The sequence below is a fragment of the Streptomyces sp. NPDC087270 genome, assembly GCF_044744625.1.
Lineage (GTDB): Bacteria > Actinomycetota > Actinomycetes > Streptomycetales > Streptomycetaceae > Actinacidiphila.
The window spans coordinates 280,703-307,146 of record NZ_JBIUYR010000003.1 but is presented as its reverse complement, the minus strand read 5'-3'; the positions used below and the strand labels follow the sequence as shown (position 1 = coordinate 307,146).

General features: G+C 73.9%; 23 protein-coding genes. 11 read left to right on the top strand and 12 right to left on the bottom strand.

Going from position 1 to position 26,444, the window contains the following annotated elements; genetic code table 11:
* Nucleotides 1-34: 34 nt before the first annotated feature.
* The 5 genes from ACIPAE_RS08150 to glsA form a co-directional block, all read right to left on the bottom strand.
* Nucleotides 35-1,279 (bottom strand): MAB_1171c family putative transporter, encoded by a 1,245-nt coding sequence (locus tag ACIPAE_RS08150; protein WP_402443703.1) that lies wholly within the window; start codon nucleotides 1,277-1,279, stop codon nucleotides 35-37.
* Entirely contained in the window at nucleotides 1,272-1,832 is a 561-nt protein-coding gene (locus ACIPAE_RS08145; RefSeq protein WP_329373091.1) for a ParH-like protein, read from the bottom strand. Before ACIPAE_RS08145 ends, ACIPAE_RS08150 begins: the two co-directional genes overlap by 8 nt.
* A gap of 266 nt (nucleotides 1,833-2,098) precedes the next feature.
* On the bottom strand, nucleotides 2,099-2,533 hold the full coding sequence (locus ACIPAE_RS08140) for an XRE family transcriptional regulator (protein ID WP_328459855.1): 435 nt from the start codon (nucleotides 2,531-2,533) through the stop codon (nucleotides 2,099-2,101).
* A 131-nt stretch (nucleotides 2,534-2,664) separates the two neighbouring features.
* The gene (locus ACIPAE_RS08135) at nucleotides 2,665-3,762 is read right to left on the bottom strand and encodes a chemotaxis protein (protein WP_329374564.1); all 1,098 of its coding nucleotides are present in this window, start codon (nucleotides 3,760-3,762) and stop codon (nucleotides 2,665-2,667) included.
* A gap of 195 nt (nucleotides 3,763-3,957) precedes the next feature.
* Nucleotides 3,958-5,343: a glutaminase A gene (glsA, locus tag ACIPAE_RS08130; RefSeq protein ID WP_402443701.1), complete on the bottom strand. Its 1,386-nt coding sequence runs from the start codon at nucleotides 5,341-5,343 to the stop codon at nucleotides 3,958-3,960.
* A 192-nt stretch (nucleotides 5,344-5,535) separates the two neighbouring features.
* Here glsA and ACIPAE_RS08125 point away from each other — a divergent pair, with 192 nt between their 5' ends.
* The 7 genes from ACIPAE_RS08125 (at nucleotide 5,536) to ACIPAE_RS08095 (ending at nucleotide 13,870) form a co-directional block, all read left to right on the top strand.
* Nucleotides 5,536-6,474 (top strand): DUF4129 domain-containing protein, encoded by a 939-nt coding sequence (locus tag ACIPAE_RS08125; RefSeq protein ID WP_329373095.1) that lies wholly within the window; start codon nucleotides 5,536-5,538, stop codon nucleotides 6,472-6,474.
* The gene (locus ACIPAE_RS08120; RefSeq protein WP_402443699.1) at nucleotides 6,471-7,019 is read left to right on the top strand and encodes a hypothetical protein; all 549 of its coding nucleotides are present in this window, start codon (nucleotides 6,471-6,473) and stop codon (nucleotides 7,017-7,019) included. The genes ACIPAE_RS08125 and ACIPAE_RS08120 overlap by 4 nt, the downstream gene beginning before the upstream one ends.
* A 136-nt stretch (nucleotides 7,020-7,155) precedes the next feature.
* Complete coding sequence (locus ACIPAE_RS08115; protein WP_402443697.1) at nucleotides 7,156-8,166, top strand: AAA family ATPase; 1,011 nt, start codon at nucleotides 7,156-7,158, stop codon at nucleotides 8,164-8,166.
* Nucleotides 8,163-9,584: a DUF58 domain-containing protein gene (locus ACIPAE_RS08110; protein WP_402443695.1), complete on the top strand. Its 1,422-nt coding sequence runs from the start codon at nucleotides 8,163-8,165 to the stop codon at nucleotides 9,582-9,584. The genes ACIPAE_RS08115 and ACIPAE_RS08110 overlap by 4 nt, the downstream gene beginning before the upstream one ends.
* The gene (locus ACIPAE_RS08105; RefSeq protein ID WP_402443693.1) at nucleotides 9,581-10,228 is read left to right on the top strand and encodes a hypothetical protein; all 648 of its coding nucleotides are present in this window, start codon (nucleotides 9,581-9,583) and stop codon (nucleotides 10,226-10,228) included. The genes ACIPAE_RS08110 and ACIPAE_RS08105 overlap by 4 nt, the downstream gene beginning before the upstream one ends.
* Nucleotides 10,229-10,379: 151 nt before the next feature.
* Entirely contained in the window at nucleotides 10,380-12,860 is a 2,481-nt protein-coding gene (locus ACIPAE_RS08100; protein ID WP_402443691.1) for a glycoside hydrolase family 2 protein, read from the top strand.
* Between the two features lie 203 nt (nucleotides 12,861-13,063).
* Nucleotides 13,064-13,870: a putative protein N(5)-glutamine methyltransferase gene (locus tag ACIPAE_RS08095; protein WP_402443689.1), complete on the top strand. Its 807-nt coding sequence runs from the start codon at nucleotides 13,064-13,066 to the stop codon at nucleotides 13,868-13,870.
* 116 nt (nucleotides 13,871-13,986) lie between these two features.
* Here ACIPAE_RS08095 and ACIPAE_RS08090 read toward each other — a convergent pair whose 3' ends face one another.
* The 5 genes from ACIPAE_RS08090 to ACIPAE_RS08070 form a co-directional block, all read right to left on the bottom strand.
* A complete protein-coding gene (locus tag ACIPAE_RS08090; RefSeq protein WP_402443687.1) occupies nucleotides 13,987-14,076 on the bottom strand; it encodes a sigma factor-like helix-turn-helix DNA-binding protein in 90 nt (29 codons plus the stop codon).
* 70 nt (nucleotides 14,077-14,146) lie between these two features.
* The gene (locus ACIPAE_RS08085) at nucleotides 14,147-14,623 is read right to left on the bottom strand and encodes a hypothetical protein (protein ID WP_329373109.1); all 477 of its coding nucleotides are present in this window, start codon (nucleotides 14,621-14,623) and stop codon (nucleotides 14,147-14,149) included.
* 219 nt (nucleotides 14,624-14,842) lie between these two features.
* Complete coding sequence (locus tag ACIPAE_RS08080; protein ID WP_402443685.1) at nucleotides 14,843-16,174, bottom strand: hypothetical protein; 1,332 nt, start codon at nucleotides 16,172-16,174, stop codon at nucleotides 14,843-14,845.
* Nucleotides 16,175-16,360: 186 nt separating this feature from the next.
* A complete protein-coding gene (locus tag ACIPAE_RS08075) occupies nucleotides 16,361-16,705 on the bottom strand; it encodes a hypothetical protein (RefSeq protein WP_366410302.1) in 345 nt (114 codons plus the stop codon).
* A gap of 17 nt (nucleotides 16,706-16,722) precedes the next feature.
* Nucleotides 16,723-18,435 carry a nickel/cobalt transporter gene (locus ACIPAE_RS08070; RefSeq protein ID WP_402443683.1) on the bottom strand — a complete coding sequence of 571 codons (1,713 nt, stop codon included), beginning with the start codon at nucleotides 18,433-18,435 and terminating at the stop codon, nucleotides 16,723-16,725.
* A gap of 523 nt (nucleotides 18,436-18,958) precedes the next feature.
* Here ACIPAE_RS08070 and ACIPAE_RS08065 point away from each other — a divergent pair.
* The 4 genes from ACIPAE_RS08065 (at nucleotide 18,959) to ACIPAE_RS08050 (ending at nucleotide 24,117) form a co-directional block, all read left to right on the top strand.
* Complete coding sequence (locus ACIPAE_RS08065) at nucleotides 18,959-20,041, top strand: HoxN/HupN/NixA family nickel/cobalt transporter (RefSeq protein ID WP_402443681.1); 1,083 nt, start codon at nucleotides 18,959-18,961, stop codon at nucleotides 20,039-20,041.
* Nucleotides 20,042-20,321: 280 nt separating this feature from the next.
* Nucleotides 20,322-22,040, top strand: a complete 1,719-nt coding sequence (locus tag ACIPAE_RS08060) for a DUF4331 domain-containing protein (RefSeq protein WP_402443679.1) — start codon at nucleotides 20,322-20,324, stop codon at nucleotides 22,038-22,040.
* Nucleotides 22,037-22,771, top strand: a complete 735-nt coding sequence (locus ACIPAE_RS08055; RefSeq protein ID WP_402443677.1) for a class F sortase — start codon at nucleotides 22,037-22,039, stop codon at nucleotides 22,769-22,771. Before ACIPAE_RS08060 ends, ACIPAE_RS08055 begins: the two co-directional genes overlap by 4 nt.
* Entirely contained in the window at nucleotides 22,768-24,117 is a 1,350-nt protein-coding gene (locus tag ACIPAE_RS08050; protein ID WP_402443675.1) for a tetratricopeptide repeat protein, read from the top strand. The genes ACIPAE_RS08055 and ACIPAE_RS08050 overlap by 4 nt, the downstream gene beginning before the upstream one ends.
* Before the next feature lie 450 nt (nucleotides 24,118-24,567).
* On the opposite strand, the gene ACIPAE_RS08045 is transcribed toward ACIPAE_RS08050, so the two are convergent.
* Complete coding sequence (locus tag ACIPAE_RS08045; RefSeq protein WP_366410296.1) at nucleotides 24,568-25,194, bottom strand: NAD(P)-binding domain-containing protein; 627 nt, start codon at nucleotides 25,192-25,194, stop codon at nucleotides 24,568-24,570.
* Nucleotides 25,195-25,805: 611 nt separating this feature from the next.
* Nucleotides 25,806-26,426, bottom strand: coding sequence for a TetR/AcrR family transcriptional regulator (locus ACIPAE_RS08040; protein ID WP_329373127.1), 621 nt, complete (start codon nucleotides 26,424-26,426; stop codon nucleotides 25,806-25,808).
* Nucleotides 26,427-26,444 lie beyond the last annotated feature (18 nt).

The following is a 26,444-nucleotide window of genomic DNA, read 5'->3' as shown; positions in this document are numbered from 1 at the left end:
CCGGCCTGGTCCCCCCGTCCCGGCCGGGGCGCTTTCATGTCCGGCGTTCCACCGGCCGGCCCGCCGCCGTCAGCGCCGTGAACGCCTGCGCGACCACCATCAGCCAGGCCACGTCCCCGTCGATGGTCCCGGTGCGCGGCAGGGCGGCCGCCGTCAACGCCGCCCGCCGCGGCGGCGGTTGGAGCCCCGCGCGGCGCGCCTCCACGGCCGCCGCCAGCGCCGCCGCCTCGGTCACCGCGTCCGACGACGCACAGCCGGGCGGCAGCGCCGCCACCGCGGCCTGACCCGACACGGCAGGCGCCCCGGCCGCGCCCCGCTCGGCCAGCCAGGCCCGGACGTCGGCCGGATAGTAAGGCCGCAGCGACAGCCGGCCGTCGTGGATCTCGATCACCCGCCGGTACAGCGCGAACTGCATGTCCCGCAGCGCCGGCTTCCCGGTGCGGCGCCGACCCGCCTTCGACGGCCGCAGCGCGATTCCCGGGTGCGCCTCGTACAGCGCCGACCACAGCGGCTCCAGCGCCCGGTACGCACGCGCGGCGCGCACCAGCCGCACCGGCGCGGCCAGCACCCGGCGCCACGTGGTGGCGGTCGCCCCGCCCACCGCGAGCAGCACGCAGGCCACCGCGAGCGCCGCCGACCCGAAGTCCTCCGCGGTGTCCTGCCGGCCCCAGCGCAGGACGTGCGCGGCGTCCGGGAGCAGCAGCAGCGTCCACAGCGCCCCGACCGCGCCGCTCGCCTGCATCAGCCGCAGCCCGGTGCGCAGCGCGCTGGGCGGCATCCGGCGGGCGTGGCGGCCCAGCAGCGTGGTGAACAGCGCCAGGCAGCGCAGCGAGTACACCACGAACAGCAGGTCGTAGCCGGCCAGCAGCCAGCGGTCCGAGGTGCCGTCCACGAACCCGGTGCCGCCCTGGTCGCGCAGGCCCGCCGGGAGGAAGAGCGCGGCCATGGCGACGGCCGTGGCCAGCGCCTGCCAGGTCAGCCGCCGCTGCGTGCCGTGTCCCGGCTCGCCCAGCGCCCGGGCGATCAGCGCCAGCGCGGTCAGCGCGCACATCTTCAGCTCGGCGCCGAGCAGCACCCCCGCCCTCGGCACCGGCGCGAACCGGTCCAGCGCCGCCACCGAGGCCGGGGCCAGCACCAGCAGCGCCGCGCCCATCGACATCGCGAACCAGCCGATGTACCGCATCGCGGGGTCGGGCTCGCCGCGCCGGGCGACCACCATCCGGTAGCAGGCGAACGCGATCAGCAGGCCGCCTGCGCCGTACGTCCCGGTGTCAACCACGCGCCCCGCCCCGGGCGGGCGGCGCGCCGAACATCGACCCCAGCCGGCGCTGCTGGCCCTCCGCGAGCTGCGGCGTGTCCGCCTCGCGCGCGACGCGCGAGCAGATCAGCGACGCCAGTAACTCCGCCTCGTGCTCCTGCGGCTCGCTGTAGACGGTCCGGCCCAGCACCCGGCGGACCAGGGCGTCGGGCAGGTGGGGGAGCAGCGCCCGCGACCCCGGCGGGACATCGCGGCCCCCGGCCCCGGGGACGGGCTCGACCCGGTCGTGCCCGCACACCAGGTGGGCCGCCTCGTGCAGCAGGATGTGCCGCTGGTGCAGCGTGCTGGTGTCCGTGGCGTAGACGATGCAGTCGGCCTGGTCGGTGACCATCAGCAGCCCGCACGGCAGGTTCGGCAACGCGTCGACCGGGATCAGCTCGATCGGCCGGCCGCGCCGCGCGGCGAGCCGGGCGATCAGCGCCAGCTCGTCGAACGGTCTGGGCAGCACGGTGTCGCCCATGGCCTGCCGGTACTTGTCCCACAGCACGCCGTGTGTGGTTGCCCGCGCTCTCACGTGCATCACCCCCATCGCCACCGGCGACCGCCGCTCGCGCGACGCCGATGCCCGACGCCGCGCACTGACCGGAACTCCGGGACCCCCGGCGCCGGTGCCGGGACCCCCGCGTCCCGGCACCGAACGGTCCCGCCTGTCCGGAACCCTGCTTCCCTCGGGTCCCGTCTCGCTCGGTTTCCTTCGAACCCCTGTTGCCTCGGGCCCCGGAACCCCCGCGTCCCGGACCCCGCCCGCCGCACTCCCTGACGATGCGGAACGGCCCCGCGCTACGGCGAGTTCCGCTCGGCCTCGCGTTTGGCGATCAGATCGATCATGTCGCTGATGGTGCCCATGCCTTCCGGCGAGAGGTTCACCGCCCGCAGGGCGACACTGCGCACTCCGGCGTCCCGCAGGGCGCCGAGCAGCTCCAGTTCGGCGGCGATCCGCGCGCCCTGCTCGTCGTCGAAGAAGTACGCGACCGGAATCTGGAAGAACTGCGCGAGCGCCTCCAGATGGCGCTTGGTCGGATTGGTCCGCCGCCCGGTGCGCAACTGCCACAGGTAGGTGGTCGAGAAGCTCTCCCCGGTCGCCTCCCGGCAGGCCCGCGCGACTTCCTCGTGGGTGTACGCCTCGCGGTCCGGCCTGCGCACCACGCGGAAGAGCGCGTCGATCTTCTCCGCCAGGGTCGCCGCCCCGGGCGCCGCCCCGTCCCCGTCAACCATGTGTTGATTCCACCGCCCCCGCCGTGAACCGGAACCTCATCGTATAGGTGTGGAGCGGCAGTTGGCACTGCCGAGCGGACTCCTTCCGGAGCCGTGGGACCGGCACCCGTCGGCGCCCGCGCCCGGCTCGGTCAGTACCGCAGTACCGCCGCGATGTGACCGGAGTCCGCGAGGTGCCCGTCGGGGACGAACCGCACCCGCGCCCCGGTGTCCAGCGCCTGCTCGGCGATCTCGTCCACGATGTCGTCGCGCGCGCCGTGCTCCTCCGCAGCGGCCGGCACCAGGTGCTCACCGTCGTCCCTGACCGTGGTCCGGTAGCCGTCCTCGATCGCCACCAGCGAGGCGCGGCCCTCGGTCACCGACTGCCACACCTCGTCCACGCCGCCGGCGAACTCCTTGCGGCCGCGGGCCCGGTCCAGGTCGTCCAGCACGGCCGCCACCGCCCGCTCGTCGCGCTCCCGGTCGGCGTCGGCGACCGCCCTGGCCAGCGCCTCGCCCGGGCCCTGGGCCAGACCGCCGTGTCCGACGTGCGCCACCGCGTCCCTGGCCACCGGCCCGACCTCGTCCAGCGCGCTGATCGCCTCCGGCTCGCCGACCAGGTACAGCGGCCGCGGGTCGGCCGCCTGCGCCGCCGCCACGGCCTCGGTGACCTCCCGCAGGAAGACCCGGGTGTCCTCGTCGTTGAAGATGCTCGGGGTGTCCCCGATCCGCTCCTGCCGCTCCGGGTCGAAGTCGATCGGGGCCCGCCGCACCGGGAAGGGCCCCTTCTCCTGCCGCGGCGTGTGCTGCCGCCCGCCGCTCCACATCGTGGCCACGTCCGCGGACAGCGCCAGCACCCGGAACGGCTGGTTCGCCGCGTAGGCCGCCACCAGGTTGCGGGTCAGGAACGTCTGCGCCAGCAGCACCCGCTCCGGCACCGACCGCTCCAGCGACCACACGTGGTGCTCGCCGGGCGCGGCGAAGATCGCCAGCCCCTCCTCCGCGTACACCAGGTCCACCTCGGCCAGCGCCTGGTCGAGCTGGCCGATCACGTCGATCCGGTCCGCCCTGGCCACCTCCGGGTCGCTGTGCACCGCGTTCTTCGCCTCCTCCAGGAGGTTGCGCAGCCGTACGGCGTCCTGCGCGTTGTCCGGCTCGCGCCGGTGGGTGGGCAGCAGCACCGAGACCGCCGGGTACTTGCGGGGCCGGCGCAGTTCGGCGAGCGCGGCAGGAGTCAGCGGCTGGTGCATGGAGGGCATGGGCGGACCTTTCCGGCGGCTGGCGAAGACGCGGGCGGCGACGGAGCGCGTGGGACGCGCGCGGGGCCGGAGCGGGCGGACACGTACGGCTGGGGGCGTGCGGTCGCGCCGTCAGCCGCGGACGCGGCCCCCGAACCGTCTGGTCGTCTTGCGGTTGTCTTCCACTTCTGTCCTTTCCTGGATATATCAATCAGTCGACTTCCGCAGCCCAGCGGACTCGCCGACCAGCCCGTCCTCGGCCCAGGCCACCGCGTCCGCCCGGCTCCCGCGCACTTCCGCGCCCGTCGTCAGCTCGCCGTGCCCGTACGGCTCCGCGCCGGTCACCACGCACACCCGGTGCCCGGCGGCGGTGACCCGCGCCAGCGCCGCCGTCAGCATCGTCCGGGCCGTCGGCCGTACCCACATCACCTCGGCGAGGTCCAGCACCAGCCACCCCGGGCGGTCCGGCGCCACCGACGCCAGCGCGTACAGCACCCGCTCCACCGCCGTGAAGTCCAGCTCGCCGCGCGCGGCCACCAGCGCGATCCGCCGCGCCTCGCGCGCCAGCAGCTCCCGCTCCTGCGGCGGGCGGTCCGTGGCGGGGGGCCAGTGCTCCGCCGTCGTGCACGCCGTGACCGTGGCCGGGCCCGGCGCGGGTGGTTGCATCAGGTGCAGCCCGAGCCGCCGGGACACCTCGCGCAGCGCCGCCACCGCCCGCACCGGGCTGCCGGTGGGGTCCAGCGGCGGGCTGTAGCAGGCGAGCCCGAACCGGCCCGGACTCGCCGCCGCCAGCCCGCCCGACACGCCGCTCTTGGCCGGCAGCCCGACCCGTACCAGCCAGTCGCCGGCCGCGTCGTACATCCCGCAGGTCGCCATCACCGCCAGCACCTGCACCGCGACCCGCTCGGGCACCACGGTCCTTCCGGTCACCGGGTTGACGCCGCCGGTGGCCAGCGTCGCCGCCATCACGGCCAGGTCCACGGTGTTCACCCGGACCGCGCACTGCCGGAAGTACGTCTCCACCGCGGCGCGCGGCTCGGTGCGCAGCGAGCCGGCGGCGTGCATCAGGTAGGCCAGGGCGCGGTTGCGGTCGCCGGTCGCGGACTCCGAGCGGTACACCTCCTCGTCGACCTCCAGCCGGTGCCCGGCGAACGCGCTCAGGCCCTCCAGCACCCGCGCGAACCGCTCCTCCGGGCTGTCCGCCGGGACCAGGTCGGTGGTCGCGATCGCACCCGCGTTGATCATCGGGTTCGCCGGGCGCCCGGTGCCGCGCTCCAGGCTGATCGCGTTGAACGCGTCGCCGCTCGGCTCGTTGCCCACCCAGCGGTGGATCTCGTCGAGCCCCAGCTCCGCCAGCGCCAGCGCGTACACGAAGGGCTTGGCGACCGACTGGATCGAGAACGGCACCTGGGAGCGCCCGGCCTGGTAGCGGTGTCCGTCCATGCTCACCAGCGCCAGCCCGAAGTCGTCCGGATCGGCGAGCGCGAGCTTGGGGATGTACGACGCGACCTCGCCGTCCGTGACCGGCAGGAACTGCCCGTGCACCTCGGCGAGGCCCGCGCTGATCACGTCGAACGGAGCCGTGTCGACCATGCGTCCATGCTTGGCGCGGCGTGGGCGGTCCGCAACGCGGGAGAGCGGGCACCGGGGGAGCGGCGGCCGACCCCTGCCCGTGACGCCCACAGCGCGGTGTGCCAAGCTGCCCAGCGCGAGGGGGAGGCGTTGCGATTGACGGGGCGGGAACCGGGAACAGGCGCGAGCGGCACGGGATCGGGCGGGGGCCGAGTGGCCCTGGCCGTCATCGTGGTGGCGGGCATCGGCGTGGCGGCCCTGCTGCTGCGCCCCGACAGCCTGACGGACAGCCGGGGCCGCGGGCCGCTGGGCGGCAACGCAGCCGCGTTCGGCGTCGCGGTCCTGTGGCTGGTGGCCGCGATCGCGGCCAACAGGCGCTACCGCGAGCGGTTCAGCCCGTACGACGAGCACCGCACCGCCACCCAGCAGCGGCTGGCGGACGTCGTCCGCCACACCCTGATGATCGCGCCGGCCGCCGTGCCCGTGCTGCTGCTCGCCCTGCACGACTTCCGGACCGGCCCCGGTCTGGACTACCGGCCCGGGCGGCCGCGCTCGTTCCAGACCGTGCCGCCCCGCACGGTGAAGCCCTCCCACGTCTCGTCCGACAAGGGGTCGCTGCACATCCCTGGCTGGCTGCTGCACCTCGCGGTCGGCCTGCTGATCGCCGTCGCCGTCGCCGCGGTCGCCTATGCCGTCCGGTACCTGCTGCGGATGCTGCGGCGGGTCGAACACACGGCGCCCAGCGGCGTCTTCAGCGTCGTGGCGGACGACGAGGAACTCCTCGCCCAGGCCGTGCGCTCCGGCCGACGCGCGCTGCTCGACAACGACGACGCCCGGGCCGCGGTGATCGCCTGCTACGTGGCGATGGAGACCTCGCTCGCCGCGTCCGGGGTCGCCCGGCGCGCCTCGGACAGCCCGCAGGACCTGCTGGAGCGGGCCGCGGCGGGCGGTCTGCCGGCCGGCCCGGCCGCAGGCGAGCTGACCGAACTGTTCCGCGAGGCCCGCTACTCCACCCACCCCATGGACGACGGCCACCGCCGGAGGGCCTCCGACGCGCTGTCCGAGATCGCCGCACAGCTCGAACGGCGGGCCGACGGCACGGACGGCACCGAAGGGTCGGCCGAGGCCGCCGGGGCGGGGGCCGCCTCGTGACCCGCGCACCCGACGCCCGGTCGGCCCCCCATGCCCCCGAGGCCGACCCCTCCGACCGGCCGGCGTCCTCGCGCACCGTGGTCGGTGCCCTCGTCGCGGGCAGTGTCCTCGCGGTCGCGCTGGTCGCCCTCACGGACGGCGTCGCGGCGGCCGGCACCGCGCTGGTGCTGCTCGCCGTCGTCGCGCTCGTCGCCGCCCGCTACGTCGCCGGCGGCGACGCCCAGGACAGCGGCTACCGCAGGGCCGTCCGGCTGCTGAACAGCCGCGCCCCCGCGCTCGGCGAGTGGCAGCGGATCGTGGACCACTCGCTCGGCGAGAAGGGGGCCGTGCACTTCGCCACCACGCTGCGGCCGCAACTCCAGCGGGTCTTCGCGGCCCGGCTGGCCGAGAAGCACGGCATCGACCCGGAGCGCGCCCCGCAGCGGGCCGCCGCGCTGGTCGGCGCCGACCTGTGGCCGTGGATCGACCTGAACCAGCCGCCGCCGGAGCCCGAACTGCCGGAGCCCGTGCTCGCCGCGCTGCTGGACCGGCTCGAAGCGCTGTGACCTGCCGCCGCGGTCCACACGTTCCCGCCCGCCGCCCCCGGCCCCGCCCGCTCGCCCCCGAGCGGGCCGCCCCGTCCGCCGAGTCCACCCCCGTCCGCCCTGTTCGCCCAGCCTTCGCGAAGTGAGGAATGTCGTTGTGAGTAGTGAGAAATCGTCCGTCCAGGACGCTGTGACGCTGTCGCCGCAACAGGCCGGGGCACGGGCGGCCGAGGTGCTGGACGAGGTGCGGGGCGCGGTGGTGGGCAAGCCGGAGCCGCTGGCGCTGGTGATGCTGGGCATCCTGGCCGGCGGGCACGTGCTGATCGAGGACCTGCCGGGCCTGGGCAAGACGCTGCTGGCACGCTCCTTCGCGACCGTGCTGGGGCTGGACTTCCGGCGTATCCAGTTCACCCCCGACCTGCTGCCGTCCGACGTGACCGGGGCGCCGTTCTACGACCAGCGGTCGGGCGAGATGGTGTTCCGGGCCGGGCCGGTCTTCACCCACCTGCTGCTGGCCGACGAGGTGAACCGGACCCCGCCGAAGACGCAGGCGGCGCTGCTGGAGGCGATGGCCGAGTCGCAGGTCTCCGTGGACGGCAGCACCCGGGCGCTGCCCGACCCGTTCGTGGTGGTGGCGACCGCGAACCCGATCGAGTACGAGGGGACGTACACCCTCCCCGAGGCGCAGCTGGACCGCTTCCTGCTGCGGGTGCGGATGGGATACCTGCCCGCGGACGACGAGGTCGGCATGCTGCGGGCCCGGGTGGCGCGCGCGGCGCCGGAGGCCCGGCTGCGGCCGCTGTCGGGTCCGGCCGAGGTGCTGGCGATGCGGACCGCGGTGGAGCACGTCGAGGTCGACGACGACCTGCTGGAGTACGTGGTGGCGCTGGTGGGCGCGACCCGGGCGCACCAGCACGTGCAGGTGGGCGCGTCGCCGCGTGGCGGCCTGGCACTGGTGCAACTGGCGCGCGCCCGCGCGGTGATGGCGCTGCGGGACTACGCGACGCCGGAGGACGTGAAGTCGGTCGCGGTGGCGGCGCTGGCACACCGCGTGACGCTGAAGCCCGAGCTGTGGGTGCGGCAGATCGACGCGGACGAGGTGATCCGGGAGATCGTCGCGACCGTGCCCGCGCCGCAGACGCTGCCCCGAGCCACCGCCTCGTCATGACCGGGTCGGCGCCGCCCGGCGGCCCGCCCGCGCCCGGCCCCACCCGCACCACCGGCACCGGGGCCCGTATGGACCCGTCGGACCGGCGCGCGCGGGCCGTCGAACGCGCCCTGGGCGGCAGGGCGCAGGCAGGGGAGGGCGCCGCCACCCACGCGCCGCCCGAGCCGCCGCACGGCTGGCGGGTCGGCGAACGCGCCCTGGGCTGGAGCACCGTGGCCGTGGTCGGCCTGGCGGCCGCCCTGGTCAGCGGGCACGCGTGGGTGCTCGCGCTCGCCGCGATCCCGCTGACGCTGCTCGCGTTGTCCCTGCCGCTCGGCCCCCGCCCGGGGCGGGTCGAGACCACCGTGCGGGTGGCCGCGCGGCGCTGCTTCGAGGGCGAGCAGGTCGTCGCCAGGATCGCGGTGGCCCATGACGGCACCGTCGGCCGGCTCGACCCCGGGGTCATGCTCGGCCCGGGGGTGCGGTTGGACGCGCTTGTCGTGGGTGGGGCCCATCTGGAACTGCGGTTCACCGCTGAGCGGTGGGGGCGGTGGACGTTGGGCACGGTGGATGTCGATCTCTATGACGCGGGGGGTGTGGCGCGGCGGACGGTGCGGGTGGATCTGGGTGAGGTGGCGGTCTTTCCGTTGCCGGCGGCGGCGGGGCTGACGCCGATTCCGGTGCGGTTGCCGACCCGGCTGGGGGAGCACGCGTCGCCGCAGCGGGGGGAGGGGATCGAGGTGATCGGGGTGCATCCGTATGTGCGTGGGGAGCGGCAGCGGCGGATCAACTGGCCGGCGACGACGCGGCGCGGGTCGCTGCAACTGCATCAGTTCGCGGCGGAGCGGGCCGCTGACACCGTGGTGATGCTCGATGTGCTGGGTGACATCCGTGATCCGGTGACGGGTCTGTCGTCGTTGGACGAGACGTTCCGTGCGGCGGCCGGGCTGGTCCGGGCGTATTTGCGGACGCACGACCGGGTCGGGGTGGTCGCGGTCGGCGGGACCACGCGGTGGCTGCAACCCGGCAGCGGCGACGCCTACTTCTACCGGATCGTGGAGAGCGTGCTGGAGGTCCGCAAGGACTTCGCCCACCGGGGCGCGGGACCGATCCGGCTGGCCCCGCGCGCGCTGCCCGAGGGCGCGCTGGTCTACGTCTTCACCCCGCTCACCGACCAGCGCATCCTCGACGCGCTGCACCAGATCCGGGCCGGCGCCAACCCGATGGTCGTCGTGGAGATCCCCTCCGGCGACCCGCAGGTCGAACCCGGCGACGACCACGCGGCCATGGCGCTGCGGCTGTGGCGGGCCAACCGCCAGGCGATCCGGTTCGCGCTGATCGAGCGCGGCATCGCGCTGATCGCCCACCAGCCGGGCCAGACCCTCGACCTGGCGCTGGCGCCGCTGCTGCGCACCCGCATCCACGGAGGTTCCCGATGAGCCGTATGGCGGGCGGCCCGCGTGTCGCCCGGCTCGCCGTCCGCTGCGTGGGCACCGCGCTCGTGGTGGCCGCCTGCAACCCGCCGGCCGCCGTGCACGGTTCCAAGCTGATGGTGGCGCTGGTGGTGGCGGCCGCGGTCCTGGGCTGGTGGGCGAGCCCGATGGTCGACGAGCGGCCCGCGCAGACCTCGATGCGCTGGCCGGCGCTCGCGGCCCGACGCCGCTGCACCATCCTGGCCGCCGCCTCGATCGTCATCGCCGCCATGACCGACCCGCCGGTGTGGCTCGGCGCGTGCGTCGGCGCCCTGCTGCTGGCCTACCTGCTGCTCACCGACGCCTGGACCACCGGCGCCACCGCCCCCACCGGGCGCCCCGAGCCCGGTACCGCGCTGGTGACGGCGGCCGCCTGCGCGCTGGTCTTCCTCGCCGCGGAAGCGCCGCTGGCGCACACCTCGTGGGCCCGGCTGGTCGCCGCGCCGGCCGTCGCCGCGACCACCACCTGCCTGGCGCTGGCCCTGCGCCACCGCGGCGCGGCGGCCGACCGCGCCGGAGCGGCCGAGCACGACGGGGCAGGCGGTCCGGGCAGTCCGGGCAGTCCGGGCCGTACGGGTGGGGCGGGCGGGGGCCCGGTCGCCGGCCGGTAGCAGGGCCGGCGCGGCCGCCGCGACTGGAGCGGTTCAGCGCGCGGCCCCCCGCTCGTCAAGTGCCCCCTCTGTCATGTCGTGTTCGGCGTGCTTTACCGTTTGATCCGCGCCGTCCTTTGGCGCCGACGGACCAGCAGGCAGGGGAGTACGCATGAAGGACATCACGCCGGTCGCCGACGGCTGGGAGCTGCGCCTTCCCGACCGCGGCAGCGTGCCCGCGCAGGTGCCCGGCTGCGTGCACACCGACCTGATGGCCGCCGGGGTGATCCCCGACCCGTATCTCGACCGCAACGAGACCGAGGTGGCCTGGGTCGGCCGCGCGGACTGGACGTACGAAACGGCGCTGCCGCCGCTCGACGGGCCCGGCCACGAGCGCACCGACCTGGTCTTCGACGGGCTCGACACCGTCGCCGAGGTGCGGCTCGGCGGGCGCGTGCTCGGCACCACCCGCAACATGCACCGCGGCTACCGCTTCGACGTCACCGGCCGGCCGGACGCCACCGGCGGCACCCCGCTGGCCGTCGCCTTCACCTCCGCCTACACCGAGGCCGAACGGGTCCGCGCCCTGGTCGGCGACCGGCCGAACGCCTACCCCGAGCCGTTCCAGTACCTGCGCAAGATGGCCTGCTCGTTCGGCTGGGACTGGGGGCCGACGCTGGTCACCGCCGGGATCTGGAAGCAGGTGCGCGTCGAGCGCTGGTCCACCGCCCGGCTCGCCCGGGTGATCCCGCTGGCCACCGTCGACGCGGGCACCGGCCGGGTCGAGGCGCGGATCGACCTGGAACGCACCCCCTCCGGTACGGCCCGGCCGCTGACCGTACGGCTGCGGGTCGGCGACACCGTCACCGAGACCACCGCCGCGCCCGGCACCGACCACCTCACGGTCGCCTGCGACGTGCCCGACGCCCGGCTGTGGTGGCCGCGCGGCTACGGCGAACAGCCGCTGTACGACTGCGAGGTGACCGTCCTGGACGGCGTCGACCCGCTCGACGCGTGGCAGCGGCGGATCGGCTTCCGCACCGTCGAGCTGGACACCGCGCCCGACGCGCACGGATCGGCGTTCACCCTGGTGGTGAACGGCACCGCGCTCTTCGCGCGCGGCGTGAACTGGATTCCCGACGACGTCTTCCCCAGCCGGATCGACGCGCGGCGCTACCGGACCCGGCTGGAGCAGGCCGTCGACGCGGGCGTGGACCTGGTCCGGGTGTGGGGCGGCGGGATCTACGAGAGCGACGACTTCTACGACGCCTGCGACGAGTTGGGGCTGCTGGTCTGGCAGGACTTCCTCTTCGCGTGCGCGGCCTACCCCGAGGAGCAGCCGCTGCGCGCCGAGGTCGAGGCGGAGGCGCGGGAGAACGTGGCCCGGCTCGCCCCGCACCCCTCGCTGGTGCTGTGGAACGGCAACAACGAGAACCTGTGGGGCTTCCGCGACTGGGAGTGGGAGCCGGAACTGGCCACCGACTCCTGGGGCGAGGGCTACTACCTCGGCGTGCTGCCGCGGATCGTGGCCGAGACCGACCCGACCCGCCCGTACTGGCCCGGCAGCCCCTGGTCCGGCTCCTGGCAGCACCACCCCAACGACCCCGACCACGGCACCGCCCACTCCTGGGACGTGTGGAACCGCACCGACTACACCGAATACCGCGACAGCGTCCCGCGCTTCGTCGCCGAGTTCGGCTGGCAGGCCCCGCCCGCCCACGCCACCGTCCGCCGCGCGATCGGCGACGAGCCGCTCGCACCCGACTCGCCCGGCATGCTGCACCACCAGAAGGCCGGCGACGGCAACGGCAAGCTCGAACGGGGCCTGGCCCGCCACTTCCCGGTCCCGGCCGACTTCGACACCTGGCACTACCTCACCCAGGTCAACCAGGCCAGGGCCGTCGCCACCGGCGTCGAGCACTGGCGCTCGCACTGGCCGCGCTGCGCCGGCACGATCGTCTGGCAGCTCAACGACTGCTGGCCGGTGACCTCGTGGGCCGCGATCGACGGCGACGGCCGGCCCAAGCCGCTCCACCACGAGCTGAAGCGGCTCTACGCCGACCGGCTGCTGACCTTCCAGGAGCGGGACGGCGCCCTGGTGCTCGCCGTGGTCAACCAGGCCGGGCAGGGGTGGTCCGGCGCAGTGCTGCTGCGCCGCGTCTCGGTCGACGGCGAGGTGCTCGCCGAGGCCCGGCTGCCGTTCACCGCGGCCGCCCGCACCGTTACCGAGCTCCCGGTCCCCGAGCAGCTCCGGCCCGCGGCCGGCAGCACGACGCAACTCCTCACCGCCGATGCCGATGCGGATGCGGGCTCCGGCGCCGACGGGCTGCGCGCGTACTGGTTCCCCGCCCGCGACAAGGACTTCGCGTACCCGCGGCCGCGCTGGGACCTGGAGTTGGCCGTCCGCGGGGACGGCGCCGGCGGCCCGGAGGGGGCCGCGCCCGCGGTCGAGATCACCGTCACCGCCCGCACGCTGCTGCGCGACCTGCTGCTGCAAGCAGACCGGCTCGGCCCGGCCGCGACCGCCGACCGCGGCCTGACCACGCTGCTGCCCGGCGAGCGCGCCACCATCACCGTGCACGGCTGGCCGCACCCCACCGCCGAGGCCGCGACCGCCGCCCTGCACACCGTCAACGCGGCGGTCGTACGGTAGACGGTCGTACGGCAGGCGGTCGTACGGTAAGTTGAGCGCGGCGCCGCAGCGCGCCCCGCGACGAGCCGAGGAGGTGGGACCGATCAACCGCAGCACCGCACACCGGTCGCTCCCACCGTACGGCCGCGCGCACTGACGTCGACGTCACGCGGCGCCGGCACGGCCGGGGGAGCGCAGCACGCTTCCCGAAAGGCACCCCACGCATGTCGGAACCCCTCGCCCGCTCCCCGCGACCGCTGTGGCCGCACACCGACGACGTCGTCACCGCACTGCGCACCGCCGGGTGCGTCTTCGCCGAGGAAGAGGCGAGCCTGCTCCTTGCGGCCGCCCGGACCCCGGACGAGCTGACCGCGATGGTGGCGCGGCGCGCCGGCGGGCTGCCCCTCGAACACGTCGTCGGCTGGGCCGAGTTCGCGGGGCTGCGGATCGAGGTCGACGCCGGCGTGTTCGTGCCGCGCCGGCGTACCGAGTTCCTCGTCACCCGCGCCGCCGCCCTCCTGCGCCCGGGCGCGGTGGTGCTGGACCTGTGCTGCGGGTCCGGGGCGGTCGGCGCCGCGCTCGCCGCGGCCGTGCCCGGGGTGGAACTGCACGCGGCCGACCTCGACCCCGCGGCCGTACGGTGCGCCCGCCGCAACCTCGCGGGCGCGGGCGGGCGGGTGTACGAAGGCGACCTCTTCGCGCCGCTCCCCGCCGGCCTGCGCGGGCGGGTGGACGTGCTCGCCGCCAACGTCCCCTACGTCCCCACCGGCGACATCCCCCTCCTCCCGTCCGAGGCGCGCGACCACGAGGCGCCGCTCGCGCTCGACGGCGGCGCCGACGGGCTCGACCTCCTGCGCCGCGTCGCCCGCTCCGCCCGCGCCTGGCTCGCCCCCGGCGGCACGCTGCTCTCCGAGACCAGCGAGCCGCAGGTTCCCCCCGCCCTGCGGGCCCTGCGCGGCGCCGGCTTCACCGCGACCACGGCCCACGACCCCGACCTGGACGCCACGGTCCTGATGGCGACCCGGGAGTAGCCCCGCGGGGCGCCTTCGTGCGGTCCACGCCTCCCCCGGCAGGACACCACGCGGAAGGCGGAGGGCCCGGCCGGCAGCTTCTCACGGGACGGCGCGGCCGCGTGGCGGCAGCGCGTTCACCCCTCCAGATCCTTGCGCAGCCGAGCGAGCCCGTCCCGGATACGGGGCTTCACGGTGCCGACGGGGACACCCAGGCGTTCCGCCACTTCCGGATGCCGCTCGCCGCCGCTCGTCCAGCTTGAGAAGGGCGGCGGGACACCTGGCCCCGGCGAGTCCCTACGGGCGTGCGCTTGCGCCGGCTTCGACGGTCTCGGGTCGGGGGAGGCGGCCGGCGGGGTGGCCGGGGATGCCGATCAGGGCGTCGCGCGTGTCAGGGTGCTGTGCCAGGTGGGTGGTCGTAGCGGGGTCGGTGCGGCTGAGGAACGCGAGGTGCCTGATCGCGTGGGTCGCGACATGGTCGGTGGCAAGGCGTGGGGGAGTGGGACGGCCAGGTCGGGCCGCGTGAGCGATCGTGTCGGGCGGGGCCACCGCTGTCGCGGGGCGGCTCGGCTCGGGGTCCGGGTGGACGAGGTAGGTCAGGACGATGTGTCCTTCGTCGGTGGCCCGCCAACTGGTGGAGTGCACGAGGTGGTTGTCGTCGTCCTCGTCGAGACACGCGAGTCCGCGGGCGGTGTCGTCGGGATCGGCCCGATGTTCGAGGCGGCCGAGGAGTCGGCGGTAGACGAGTCCTTCGACCGGGTCGTGCCGCAGCACGAGGGCCTCGACGAGGACCGGTGGCGATGCAACGTGAGGAGCGGGCGCGTCCCGTCTGACAGGACCTTTGGTGTCGTGCATGAGGAGCTCCGCCTTCGCGTTCGGGCGACGCAGTGGTGCCGGGTGTCGCGGCCGTGCGCAGTTCGACGGGGCGCGCTGAGGCCGCGACATGACCTTATTGCGCAGTATGTGCAGTGGCATGTCGAGAGCCCCGGGACGTCACCCGTACGACGGCGGAGTGGAGTGGGGAGAGGCGGGTCTCGGCCGTTCGTCCTCGGTGAGCCGCCACGTGGTGAGTTCGGCGCCGTCGCGGATCTCGACGCCTCCGGCGGCAAAAGCCGCGCGCAGGCGGTCGGCGAGTTCGTAGGCGCCCTGGGATCGCAGGGATCGGCGCAGCTCCAGAAGGGGGCCGAGGACCCGGGCCAGGGTGCGGCCGGGTTCGCTCATGCCCTGCTGGGCGGCCGGGCCGAGCTGCCGGATCATGCCGCGAAGAACGGTCCGGGCCCACTGCGTGCCGCCCTCGTCCTCCTCGGTGTCGGCGGACCACTCGGCGATCACCGCGTCCAGGTCGAGCACCGCCTCGATCATGCCTGCGGCGTCTCCGACCCCGTGCGCGGTGTCGAAGCGGGCCTCGGCCGCGCCGACGGCTTCCTGGAGGGTCACGGGCGAGGGTACGGGTTGCGCCGACGGTCGATCGCCGGCCTCGTGCGGGCCGGGTACGGATATGGGCACGGCCGTGCCGCCGGCAACGAGTTCACGCAGGTCGTCCAGCGTGAAGTTCGTGCCGGCGGGGACCGTGGTGCTGATGCCGCCGCGGCGTACGGTCAGGACGCCGTGTCCCCATACGCGCGCTCGGCGGTGCGCCAGGTCGATGACGAGCGCGGTGTGCTCGTCGATGCCGAGGACGGCGCTGCCGTCGGGGAGTTGGCGTTCCATCGCGGTGAGGCGGGTCTCGCTCAGATAGCAGTAGCGGGTGTCGTGGGTGCGGCCCTCGGCGTTGTCGTAGTGCGGGATCACGGTGACCGGAAGGCCGAGAGGGCCGAGCAGGTCGAGTCCGCTCAGCCACCGCGGCGGGTGCCCGGCCTTGTAGATCTCGTACACCGGCAACGCGGCGAGCCCCACGGTGCAGGCTGCCGCGGATGCCATCACCGTGACGCCGTGGCCCCGGCGTACCCGTTCGACGAAGACCTCGGCGAGACCCTGCGCCTCCCATCGGCCGAGTGCGTAGGAGGGACTGCCGGGACCGCTGAAGACCCAGTCGGCCCTGCGCACGTGGTCGCGAGCGGCGTCCGGGCCTGCATGCGCCGAGGCGCCCGCCGGGGCGTCGTCGGGAAGCACGACGGTGGCCAGGCCCACGCTGCGCTGGAAGTACTCGCGGGCGCGGGCGGAGATGTCGTCGCGGTTGACCTGGAACCCGTAGGGCGTCTCCAGGATCAGGGCGTCCGGGTCGGCGGGCAGCAGGGCGGCGAGTTCCCGATGCAGCGTCACCATCGTGGGGCTGGTCTCGCCGGAGCCCATCAGCGCGAGAATCCCGTGTCCGGTCGTCGGCATGACCTCACCCCCTGGACGATGCGGGAACGCGGTCTCGGGACATCGATGCCGGACCTCACGCTCCCGCGGCGCCGCTATGCGTACCCCCGGTGCGCCGTGTCCATCCGTTGAGGGCCGCATACGGCCGGAACCGGACTGCGGCCGGGCGCCGCAGCGGTCGGGAAGGCGCTTGGGGGCTTACGGAGTTCAGGGGGTGCGAACGGTCCGGGCGGACAGGTGAGCGGGCGCGCCACCGAGCCTGGTGTAGAGGTCCGTCCACTGGCGGTCGGCGTCGGTGGGGGGTTTGCCGTCGCAGAACGCCTTGGTGCCGTTGGCGGTGTAGTAGTGCATGAGTTGGAGGACGGAGATGGTGTCGGCGTGGGCGCCCGCCGTGTAGGGGAGCGCGGGTTGCTTGGTCTGGTGCACCCGGCAGGTGGGGGAGGGGGTGGCGGTCTGGGCGTCCAGCGGTCCGGTCGTGGGGCCTGCGCAGGCGCTGAGGGCGGCCGCGGCGAAGACGGTGGTGAGAGCGGCGGCGAGCGGGCGGCGGATCATGTCGTGCTCCCGTTTGGTCAGAGGACGGTCGGCAGGCTGCGTGCCATCAGTCCGAGGCCGACGACAAGGACGAGTGCGGCGGTCAGCACCGCGGTGTGCGGGGCGATACGGCGGGCAAGGGCGAATATCGGCCGGTCACTGAGGCCGCCCAACCGGCCGCCGAGCCGTACGAGGAGGAGGCCGACGCCGGTGAGGGTGGCTGCCATGCCGAGGCCGTAGGCCACGACGAGTCCGGCGCCGAAGGCCGTCCGGCCCAGCGCGATGGCACCCAGGAGGACGACCAGGGCCGAGGGGCTCGGAACGAGTCCGCCGGCGATGCCGAGACCGACCAGGCCGCGGGTGGTGAAGGGTTGGGCGCCGGAGGGGGTCGGTGCGTGGCTGTGGTGGTGTCCGAACAGGCCATGCCGGTGCGGTTTTCCGTGTCCGTGATCGTGGGCGTGGCCCACACCGTGGTCGTGGTCCTGCTCATGATGGTCGTGGTCGTGGTCGTGGTCGTGGTCGTGGGGACGGTCGTGTGCGTGGTGGCCCGCGGTGCCGTGCACGTGGTCGTGGCTGTGAGGCGGGGCGTCCTGGGCAGTGGTGGCGACCGCGGCCGGACCGCTCGCGCCGACGAGCGCGGGTTGGGGCAGGTCCGTTGCCGCCGCGTCGTCGAGTGAGGAGCGGGCCTGGTTGCGGGCGCGCTTCGTCGCGTCGAGGAGGAGGCCCGCGCCGACGACGGCGACCAGCGCGCCGCTGGCGACGCCGAGCCAGTTCAGGACGGTGTCGCCTGCCAGTGAGGAGAAGGTGGTGAGGCACAGGCCGATGATGAGGACGCCGGCGGTGTGGGTGGCGGTCACGGTCGCGCCGACGGTGATGGCGTCGCGGGTCCGCCCGCGCTTGCCGGCGAGGTAGGCGGCCATGACGGTCTTGCCGTGTCCGGGCAGCAGGGCATGTCCCGCGCCCAGGACGATGGAGAGCAGGACGGCCAGGAGACCGACGGGGACGGTGAGGCGCCGGGCCCCTGTCAGTGCGGTGAGGTGCTGGGAGAGTGCCTCGACCCGTGCGGTCAGGCCACCGCTGTGGACGGAGGGGCCGCTTCCGGCGGTGGTCGACGTGCCCTCTCCGTTGACCGCCGTGAACTGTGCGGTGATGTCGCCGCGGGGGGTGGCGAGCAGGTCGCGCGGATAGTGTCGCAGTTCGTCGGAGTCCGACTTCCGGGGGACGGTGGACTGCCGCAGGTGGGTGCCGGCGCCTGTCGCGGTGATCTCGTTCCACCCGACGCGGCTGGTGTCGGCGCCGGTGGCGACGCGCAGTGTGACCGGACCGGCCGTCAGGTTCAACGGGGCGTGCAGGCGGCATTCGAGCCGGCTGGTATGCAGACCTGCCTGGCCCGGACGGTAGGCGAACGTGGCGGAGGCCGCCGTCCAGTTCAAGCGCGTCGGGGCGGTGACCTTGAGCTTGCGTGCGGTCTCGGCGCAGCGGGCGGCTGCCCACGCCGAACGCTCCGCCGCGCTCTGCTTTCCGTCGCCGTTGCTGTCGACGCTCGGGGCGGCCTGGAGCGTGGGGATCTCGGCGGTGTCGGTCACCGCGAGGACGTCGACGCGGTCGGGGCGCAGCGTGAACCCGGTGTAGTGGTTGATCGAGAAGTTCCCCAGCGGGTGGGCCTGAGCGGCGGGCGCGGCTGCCGCGAGCAGCCACGTGACGCCGGCAGCGGTGGCCGCCACCCGGCAGGCGAGCGGGCGCTTCGTCATGAGATGGCCTCCTGGAGCAGCGGGGGAGCTCAGTGCGTGCGGCCTGTCACCGTGCTCAGGGCGTGGCCGGACATTCGGCCTGGTCCGCTGGCACCGTGGGCGTCGCCATCGGACGCCGACCGTCGAGGGCAGGGGACAACGCAGTGAGTGATGACCGGATGCGGGGTTCCCACGCCGTGGCATCGCACTCCGATCACCCACGCGGCCCTGCCGGACGACCCGGTCGGCCCCATGCATGGCCTGTTCGCGCCGACCGCACGGCTCTCGGACGCCGCCCGCGGGGCCCTGGCCCGTGGGCCACGGGCGCCGCCCGAGCGCGCGGGGCTCGGCCGGGCTCTCCCCCCGTGTGCGCTAACACCGCCTGCCTGGTGGTCGTATCTGCCTCTACCTTGCAACAAGGAGCTTCGTGCCCTGACACCAGCGCGCCCCTGCGGACGAAAGACGAGCGCCGATGGCCGCCACCGCACCCCCCGCCCCGCCCACCGCAGCTTCTCCCTCGCGTCTCGCCCGCTTGGCGCGCCTGATGACCCGCCCCGAGTGGGGACGTCTGGCCGCGATGGGAAGCTTCATCGCGGGCCTGCACATCGTGGGCTGGTTCACGCTCGTCGCGGTGGTGGCGCCCGGGCACTACAGCGCGGGCGGGCAGTCCTTCGGTCTGGGCATCGGTGTCACCGCCTACGCGCTCGGTATGCGGCACGCCTTCGACGCCGACCACATCGCGGCCATCGACAACACCACCCGCAAGCTGATGGGTCAGGGCCGGCGCCCGCTGTCGGTGGGCTTCTGGTTCTCCCTCGGCCACTCCAGCATCGTCTTCGGCCTCACCCTCCTGCTCTCCTTCGGGGTGAAATCCCTGGCCGGGCCGCTGCAGGACGACTCATCGACGCTCCACACGGTCACCGGCCTGGTCGGGACCGCGGTCTCGGGAACGTTCCTGTATGCCATCGCCGCGGTGAACCTCGTGGTGCTGGTGGGGATCTGGAAGGTCCTGCGGAGGATGCGGGCGGGGCAACTGGACGAGCAGGCGCTGGAAGAGCAACTCGACAAGCGGGGCCTGCTGAACCGGCTGCTCGGCCGGGTGATGAGGTCGATCGACAAGCCCTGGCAGATGTACCCCGTCGGGCTCCTCTTCGGCCTCGGCTTCGACACCGCCACCGAAGTCGCGCTGCTGGTCCTGGCCGGCTCGGGCGCGGCCACCGGCCTGCCCTGGTACGCCATCCTGTGCCTGCCCGTGCTGTTCGCCGCAGGTATGAGCCTGCTGGACACCATCGACGGATCGTTCATGAACTTCGCCTACGGCTGGGCGTTCTCCCAACCGGTCCGCAAGATCTACTACAACCTCACCATCACCGGGCTGTCGGTGGCCGTCGCCCTGGTGATCGGCACCATCGAACTCCTCGCGCTGCTCGCCGACAAGCTGGCCCTGCACGGCGGCTTCTGGTCCTGGGTCTCCTCGCTGAATCTCAACACGGTCGGTTTCGTCGTGGTCGGCCTGTTCGCCGTGGCGTGGGCCGGCGCGCTGCTGGTGTGGAGGTTCGCGCACATCGAGAAGCGATGGACCGCCGCGATCCCGGTGACCGCACCGCAGGCGCAGGATGCCGAGTGAACGCCGGCCCACCGAGGCCGCGTGCTCGGTCGGTGCCGGCGCCACCCGCATGGACCCGATACCGCGGGGAACGCCCCCCCGTTCGGCGGCGACGGATTGCGACCCCCGATCGCCCGTGGTGCCTTTACATGGAGCTTAAGCCGCACAACGAGCGGGTCCTCGAGTAGCCGCCGCCCACGGGCGGCGCGGCCGTGAGGGTTTCCGTGTGGGGCTTCGAGCGTCTCTGCTCTCCGCCGCCGCGCTCCGGGAAGGGGCACGGCCTGCCCCGAACGGATGACCCATGCATCGTCCCCGCCTGCCGCGCCGCAGAATATTCGCCCGGCCCGCTGAGCGTGTGCTCGCGACCATCGGCTCCCTGACCCTGCTGAGCGCCGCTGCCGTCGCCGGTCTCACCCCGGGCGTCAGCTCCGCCTCCAGCCACCGCGAGGCGCCGCTGATCGCCGGTGACCCGAAGGCCGACAACACCGACGTGTACGCGTTCACCAGCCCGGACAACCCCGACACGGTGACCATGGTGGCGAACTGGATTCCGTTCGAGGAGCCCAACGGCGGCCCGAACTTCTACCCGTTCGCGAACGACGCCCACTACAACATCAAGATCGACAGTGACGGCGACGGCAAGGCCGACACCACCTACACCTGGTCCTTCACCGACCACCTGCGCGACGGCCAGAACCAGTTCCTCTACAACACCGGCGTCGTCAACAACCTCGACGACCCGACGCTGAACTTCCGCCAGACGTACACCCTGACGGAGACCGACGCCCACGGCGACACCCGCACGATCCTGAAGGACGCGCCCGCGGCACCGTCGAACGTCGGCAAGGCGTCGATGCCCGACTATGCGTCGCTGCGCAAGCAGGCCACCGTCGCGCTGCCGGGCGGCGGCCGGACCTACGCCGGCCAGGCGGCCGACCCGTTCTTCCTCGACCTGCGGATCTTCGACCTGCTGTACGGCGGCAACCTCAAGGAGACCGGCCACAACACGCTCGCCGGCTACAACGTCAACACCATCGCGCTCCAGGTCCCCAAGAAGGACCTGGCGCTGAACCACAACGCCACCCGCAATCCGGTGATCGGCGTCTGGTCCACCACCGACCGGCAGGGCGCGGAAGTCGCCTCGTCGGCGGGCAAGGGCAGCGAAGGCACCGCCTCCCACGGCAGCGCCTCCCAACGCACCGCCAACTCCGGCGCGGACGACGCCGTCAACGCCGACGCGCCGGCCAAGGCGCTGCCCGGCAAGGACGGTGCGACGGGCTGGCACCAGGTCTCCCGGCTCGGCAACCCGCTGGTCAACGAGGTGGTCGTCCCGCTGAACTACAAGGACGCCTTCAACACCCTCAACCCTGACCAGGACCACACGGTGACGCCGGTCGTGAACGCGGTGAAGAACCCGATCGTGCCGAAGCTCATCCAGAGCATCTACGGCATCCCGGCGCCCGCCACCCCCCGCAACGACCTGGTGGAGATCTTCCTGACCGGTGTCTGCAAGGCGTGCGGGCCGATCAAGGCCGACCTCAACTCGCAGCTGCTCAACGCCGACGTGAACAAGGCCAATTTCACCCCGTCCGAGGAACTGCGGCTGAACATGTCCGTCCCGCCGACCGCCGCGCCCAACCGGCTCGGCGTGCTCGGCCAGGACCTCGGCGGTTTCCCCAACGGCCGTCGGCTGAACGACGACGTCGTCGACATCGAGTTGCAGGCCCTCGAAGGCGCTGCGCAGACCGGCAAGATCGTTCCCGGACTGGCCTCCGGTGACGGGGTCAACACCCCCTACCGTCAGCCCGGGTCCACCTTCCCGTACGTGGCGCTGCCCAACACTGCTGCGGTGAACCAGGCTGACTCCGTGCAGCCCGGTGGCGGCGTCGGCGCCGGCTTCGGCGGCACCGCCTTCAAGGGCGGCTTCCCGATCGTGCCCGTGACCGCCCTGGGCGGCGGCTCCCTGCTGGCCGCGGCCGGCGTCCTGGCCCTGCGCCGGCGGCGTACGAGCCGGGTGTGACCAGCCCCGCCGACACCGGCCGTCCGTCCTCCGCACCGGAGGGCGGACGGCCCCGGCGCGGGCTGACCCTGCCGCTGACCGCCGCCGCGCTGGCGGTGACCGCCGGACTGGTCCTGACCGCGGTCGGTACCTGGGGGCTCGTCTCCCGGCCCCGTCCGCGGGCCGCGCCGGACATAGGAGCACTGCCCGCCCTGCCGACCGCGGGCGCGGCCGCACCGGCACCGTCCGCCGCGCCGCCCACCCGTATCCGGATCGCCGAGATAGCCCTCGACGACCCGCTCACCCGGCTCGACGTCCAGCAGGACGGCCACCTCGCCGCACCCCAGCAGCCCAGCCAGGTCGGATGGTGGAGTGACGGGCCCCGGCCCGGCGACCAGGGCGCCGCGGTGATCGTCGGCCACGTCGACTCCACGACCGGCCCGGCCGCCTTCTACAACATCTCCTCGCTGCGCCCCGGGGACGCGATCACCGTCGACCGCGCGGACCACACCCGCGTCGCGTTCACCGTCCGTGCCCTGCGGCTCTACGACAAGGACCACTTCCCCGACAGCCAGGTCTACGCACTGACCGGCGCCCCCGCCCTGCGCCTGATCACCTGCGGCGGCTCCTACGACCACGCGCAGGGCGGATACCGCGACAACGTCGTCGTCTACGCCACCCTCGCCGGCCGCGCCGCCACTTCCTCGCCCCACCCGACGGCCCCCACCACACCCACCCGGAGCAGGAATTGACCACGTCGCCTCGCAGGCGCCCCTCGCGGCGCCGCACCGTACTGGCCGCCGGATTCACCACCGCCCTGGGAGTCGGGCTGTTCCTCGCCGGTGGCGTGGGACTGGCCCCCTGGCCCGCCGCGCCGACCGGTCACGGAGCGGCCCCCGCCGCCGAGGCAGGGGCGGCAGCCTCTCCGGCCGATCCCCTCGCCGCCGACATCACCGGCATCCAGACCCACCTGCGCCAGACCCCGGACGACGCCGTCGCGCTCGCCACTCTCGGCCTCGACTACGTCCAGCAGGCCAAGGCCACCGCCGACCCGACGTACTACCCCAAGGCCGAAGGCGTCCTCAAACGGTCACTGGCCCTGCAGTCCGCGGGGAACTTCACCGCGATGGGTGGCATGGCCGCCCTCGAAGCCGGCCGCCACCACTTCACCCAGGCACTGACCTGGTCACAACGGGCTCTCGCCGCCAACCCGTACAACTCCTCGCTCTACGGCACACTCGCCGACGCCTACACCCAACTCGGCCGGTACTCCGACGCCGCGGACGCCGTCCAGCACATGGTCGACATCCGGCCCGGATCGCCCTCCCTGTCCCGCGCCTCCTACGTCGCGGAACTGAACGGCGACATCCCCACCGCCCGGACCGACATGCAACGTGCCCTCGACGACTCCGCAGGCCCCGCCGACCAGGCATTCGCCTACTACTATTTGGGCGAACTCGCCTTCAACAACGGTGACCCGGCCACCGAACTCCACCAGGCGGAGACCGGCCTGCGGATCGCCCCCACCTACACCGCCCTCCTCCAGGCCAAAGCCCGAGCCGAAACCGCTCTCGGCAAGACCGGCGCGGCCATCACCGACCTCACCGAGGCCGTGGGACGGGTTCCCCAGCCCGAGTACATCCTCCAACTCGGCGAGCTCTACCAGTCCCTCGGCCGCACCCGGCAGGCCGAACAGCAGTACCAGGTCTTCCGTGCCGAACAGAAACTCTTCAGCACCAACGGCGTCGCCCTCGACTCCGACGCCGCCCTCTTCGAAGCCGACCACGGCAACGCCGCGCAAGCCCTCACCATCGCCCGACAAGGCATCAAGACCCGCCCCTTCATGGATACCTACGACGCCCTGGCCTGGGCCCTGCACGTCAACGGCCAGGACACCGAAGCCCTCGCAGAATCCGACCAGGCCCTCGCCCAAGGCACCCGCAACGCCCTCTTCCACTACCACCGCGCGATGATCCACCGATCCCTCGGAGACAACGCCTCAGCCCGCGACGACCTCACCCAAGCCCTCGCCATCAACTCCCACTTCAGCCCCCTGCTCGCCCCCAAAGCACGGGCCGCCCTCGCAACCCTGAAGTGACCGGAGCGGCAAAGCCGGAGTCCCGCAGCGGTAGGCGACACGTGGAAGGCGCAGTCGGGGGCAGCTCCGGAGGCACGCGCCGGACGGGTGGGGCCGCACCCGCTCGGAGCGGACGGCTGCGCCGGGACGGCAGCACGCCGTACTGGTCGGAGCTCGTGCATCCGGCGGCGCCACGTTGCTGATCGCCGCAGCGATGTAGGCGCGTGGGACGTGGGCGGGACGGCCGAGCGGCGTCGAGGACATCGAAGCGGAGGCGGAGGAGTCGGCGGGCGCGCCGATCGCGGTGGCATTGCGGCCAGGTCGGCTCCGGCGGACAGGGCCCACCCCGTCACACGGGCGATGACACCGGTCTCGATCAGCCCGCCGACGCGAGCCCGGGTGGCTCGTCGTAGTCAGAGTGCAGGGGAGCGAGGTACGCGGAACCGCCGGACGTGGCGGGCCGGCTCGGGGCTACGGCAGGATCTTGATCGCGCTGGACCAGTTCAGGCCGAGCCGGTCCTGGAGCGTCATGTGCAGGAACTGGAACGCCTCCAGTTCCTGGGCCCGGCGCAGGGGGCCGGCGTCGACGGGGCGCAGGCCGCCGCTGCTGACGAGTTCGGTGACGGCGGACCGCGCCGCGTCGTCGTCCGTCGCGATGAAGACGTCCAGGGGCAGCCCGCCCACCTCGCCCGCCACCAGCGCGGTCGAGAAGGTCGTGTTGAACGCCTTGACGAAGCGGGCCCGCGGCGCCTCGGCCGCGATCAGGGAGACGGCGGCCTCGCCGGGCGGGGTGACGAGCGAGTCGAAGGTGGAGAAGTCCACGGGGTTGCAGATGTCCACCACGACCTTGCCCGCGAGGGCCTGTGCGTGCTCGCGGGCCACGCTCTTCGCCGCCTCGAACGGCACGGCGAGCACGACGATGTCGGCGCCGTCCAGCGCGTCGAAGTCGGCGCCGCTCGCACCCCCGCCGAGGTCGGCGGCGAGAGCGTCCGCCTTGGCCCGGGTGTTGTCCACGAGGCGGACCCGATGGCCGCCCGCCAGGGCGCGCGTGCCGATGCCGCGGGCCATCTTGCCCGCGCCGACGATCGTGATCTCCATGGGTGCCTCTTTCCTTGTGAAGGGCGCCGGGCCGCGGCCGGTCCGGTCAGCGCGGGCGGCGCCGCGCCGCGGGTCGATCGGGGAGCGGTACGGTCCGGTGACGCTGCCCGGGTACTCGACTCCCCGTCCGCGGAGGGGCGTTCAGGTCGCTGCGCGGCCCTCGGGCGGCGCCGGCAGCAGGTCGATACCGCCGGGCACGGCCAAGACGCGCCGGGCGATGCGCGTACCACCGGCGCCGGGTGGTGCCGCGCTGCTCCGGCGCCGGCCCGGTGGGTCGTGCTCCGGAAGGCCGAGGCCGGGGTGTCGGGGCGGGGATTTCGCGGACGCGACCTGGGACGTCGGCGCCCCTGCCATCCTGCGGGAGGCCGCGGACGCCCGCATCCGGAGCGGCGACTCGGCGTGACCGGCGGAGCGCCGTATCCAGGGCGGCGAGTGTGTGCGCCCGGGGCCTGGGGCCTGGGGCCGCGACAGGGCCGACGCCCTCCGGTTCGCGTCAGCCTCGGCAGGTCGGGATCGGCCGTCGCTCCCACCGGTCACCAGCGGTCACTCGGTCACCAGCGGTCACGCGCGGGCCCTCTGTCACGCGCGTGGGTCGGACGGACGGTGGCGGGTCAGTAGATCATCCGGAGGATCACCCCGGCCAGGTCGTCCAGGGCGCGTTCCCGTTCGGCCTCGGGCAGTTCGACGATCTCCGCGAGCCTGTGGTCGCGCACGACCGACACCATGCGTGCGAGTACGGCGGCGTCGATGCCTTCGGGGGCGTGCCCGGCAGTCCGGTCGCGCCGGATCTTCTCCGCGACGCCGTCCACGAACCGCTGCTTCGCGCGGCCCATGAGCTCTTCCATCGGGGGGTAGCCGCCGGCGAACCCGCTGGGCATGGCGCAGGCGAGGACCCTGCTGTTCTCCTGCCATATCCCGGCCACTCGCCGGAGCTGTTCGCCCAGCTCGTCCGGGCTGGGACCCCCGCTGCCGAACCACACGTGGGTCTGGCCGAGGCGTTCCCACACCTGGTCCATCAGCGCGGCGAGCACCGCCTGCTTGGTCGGGAAGTAGAAGTAGAAGCTGGTCCGGGAGATGCCGGCCGCGGCGGCGATCTCGTCGATGGTGATGTCGGCCATCGAGCGCTCGCCGACCAGGCGCCGCGTCGCGTCGAGAATCCGCTCCTCGCGCAACTCGCCCTTGCTCGGCCGGCCGCGCCGCCTGGCCGGACGGACGCCGGTGTCTGATGCCATGCCCCGATCCTAGCCTCC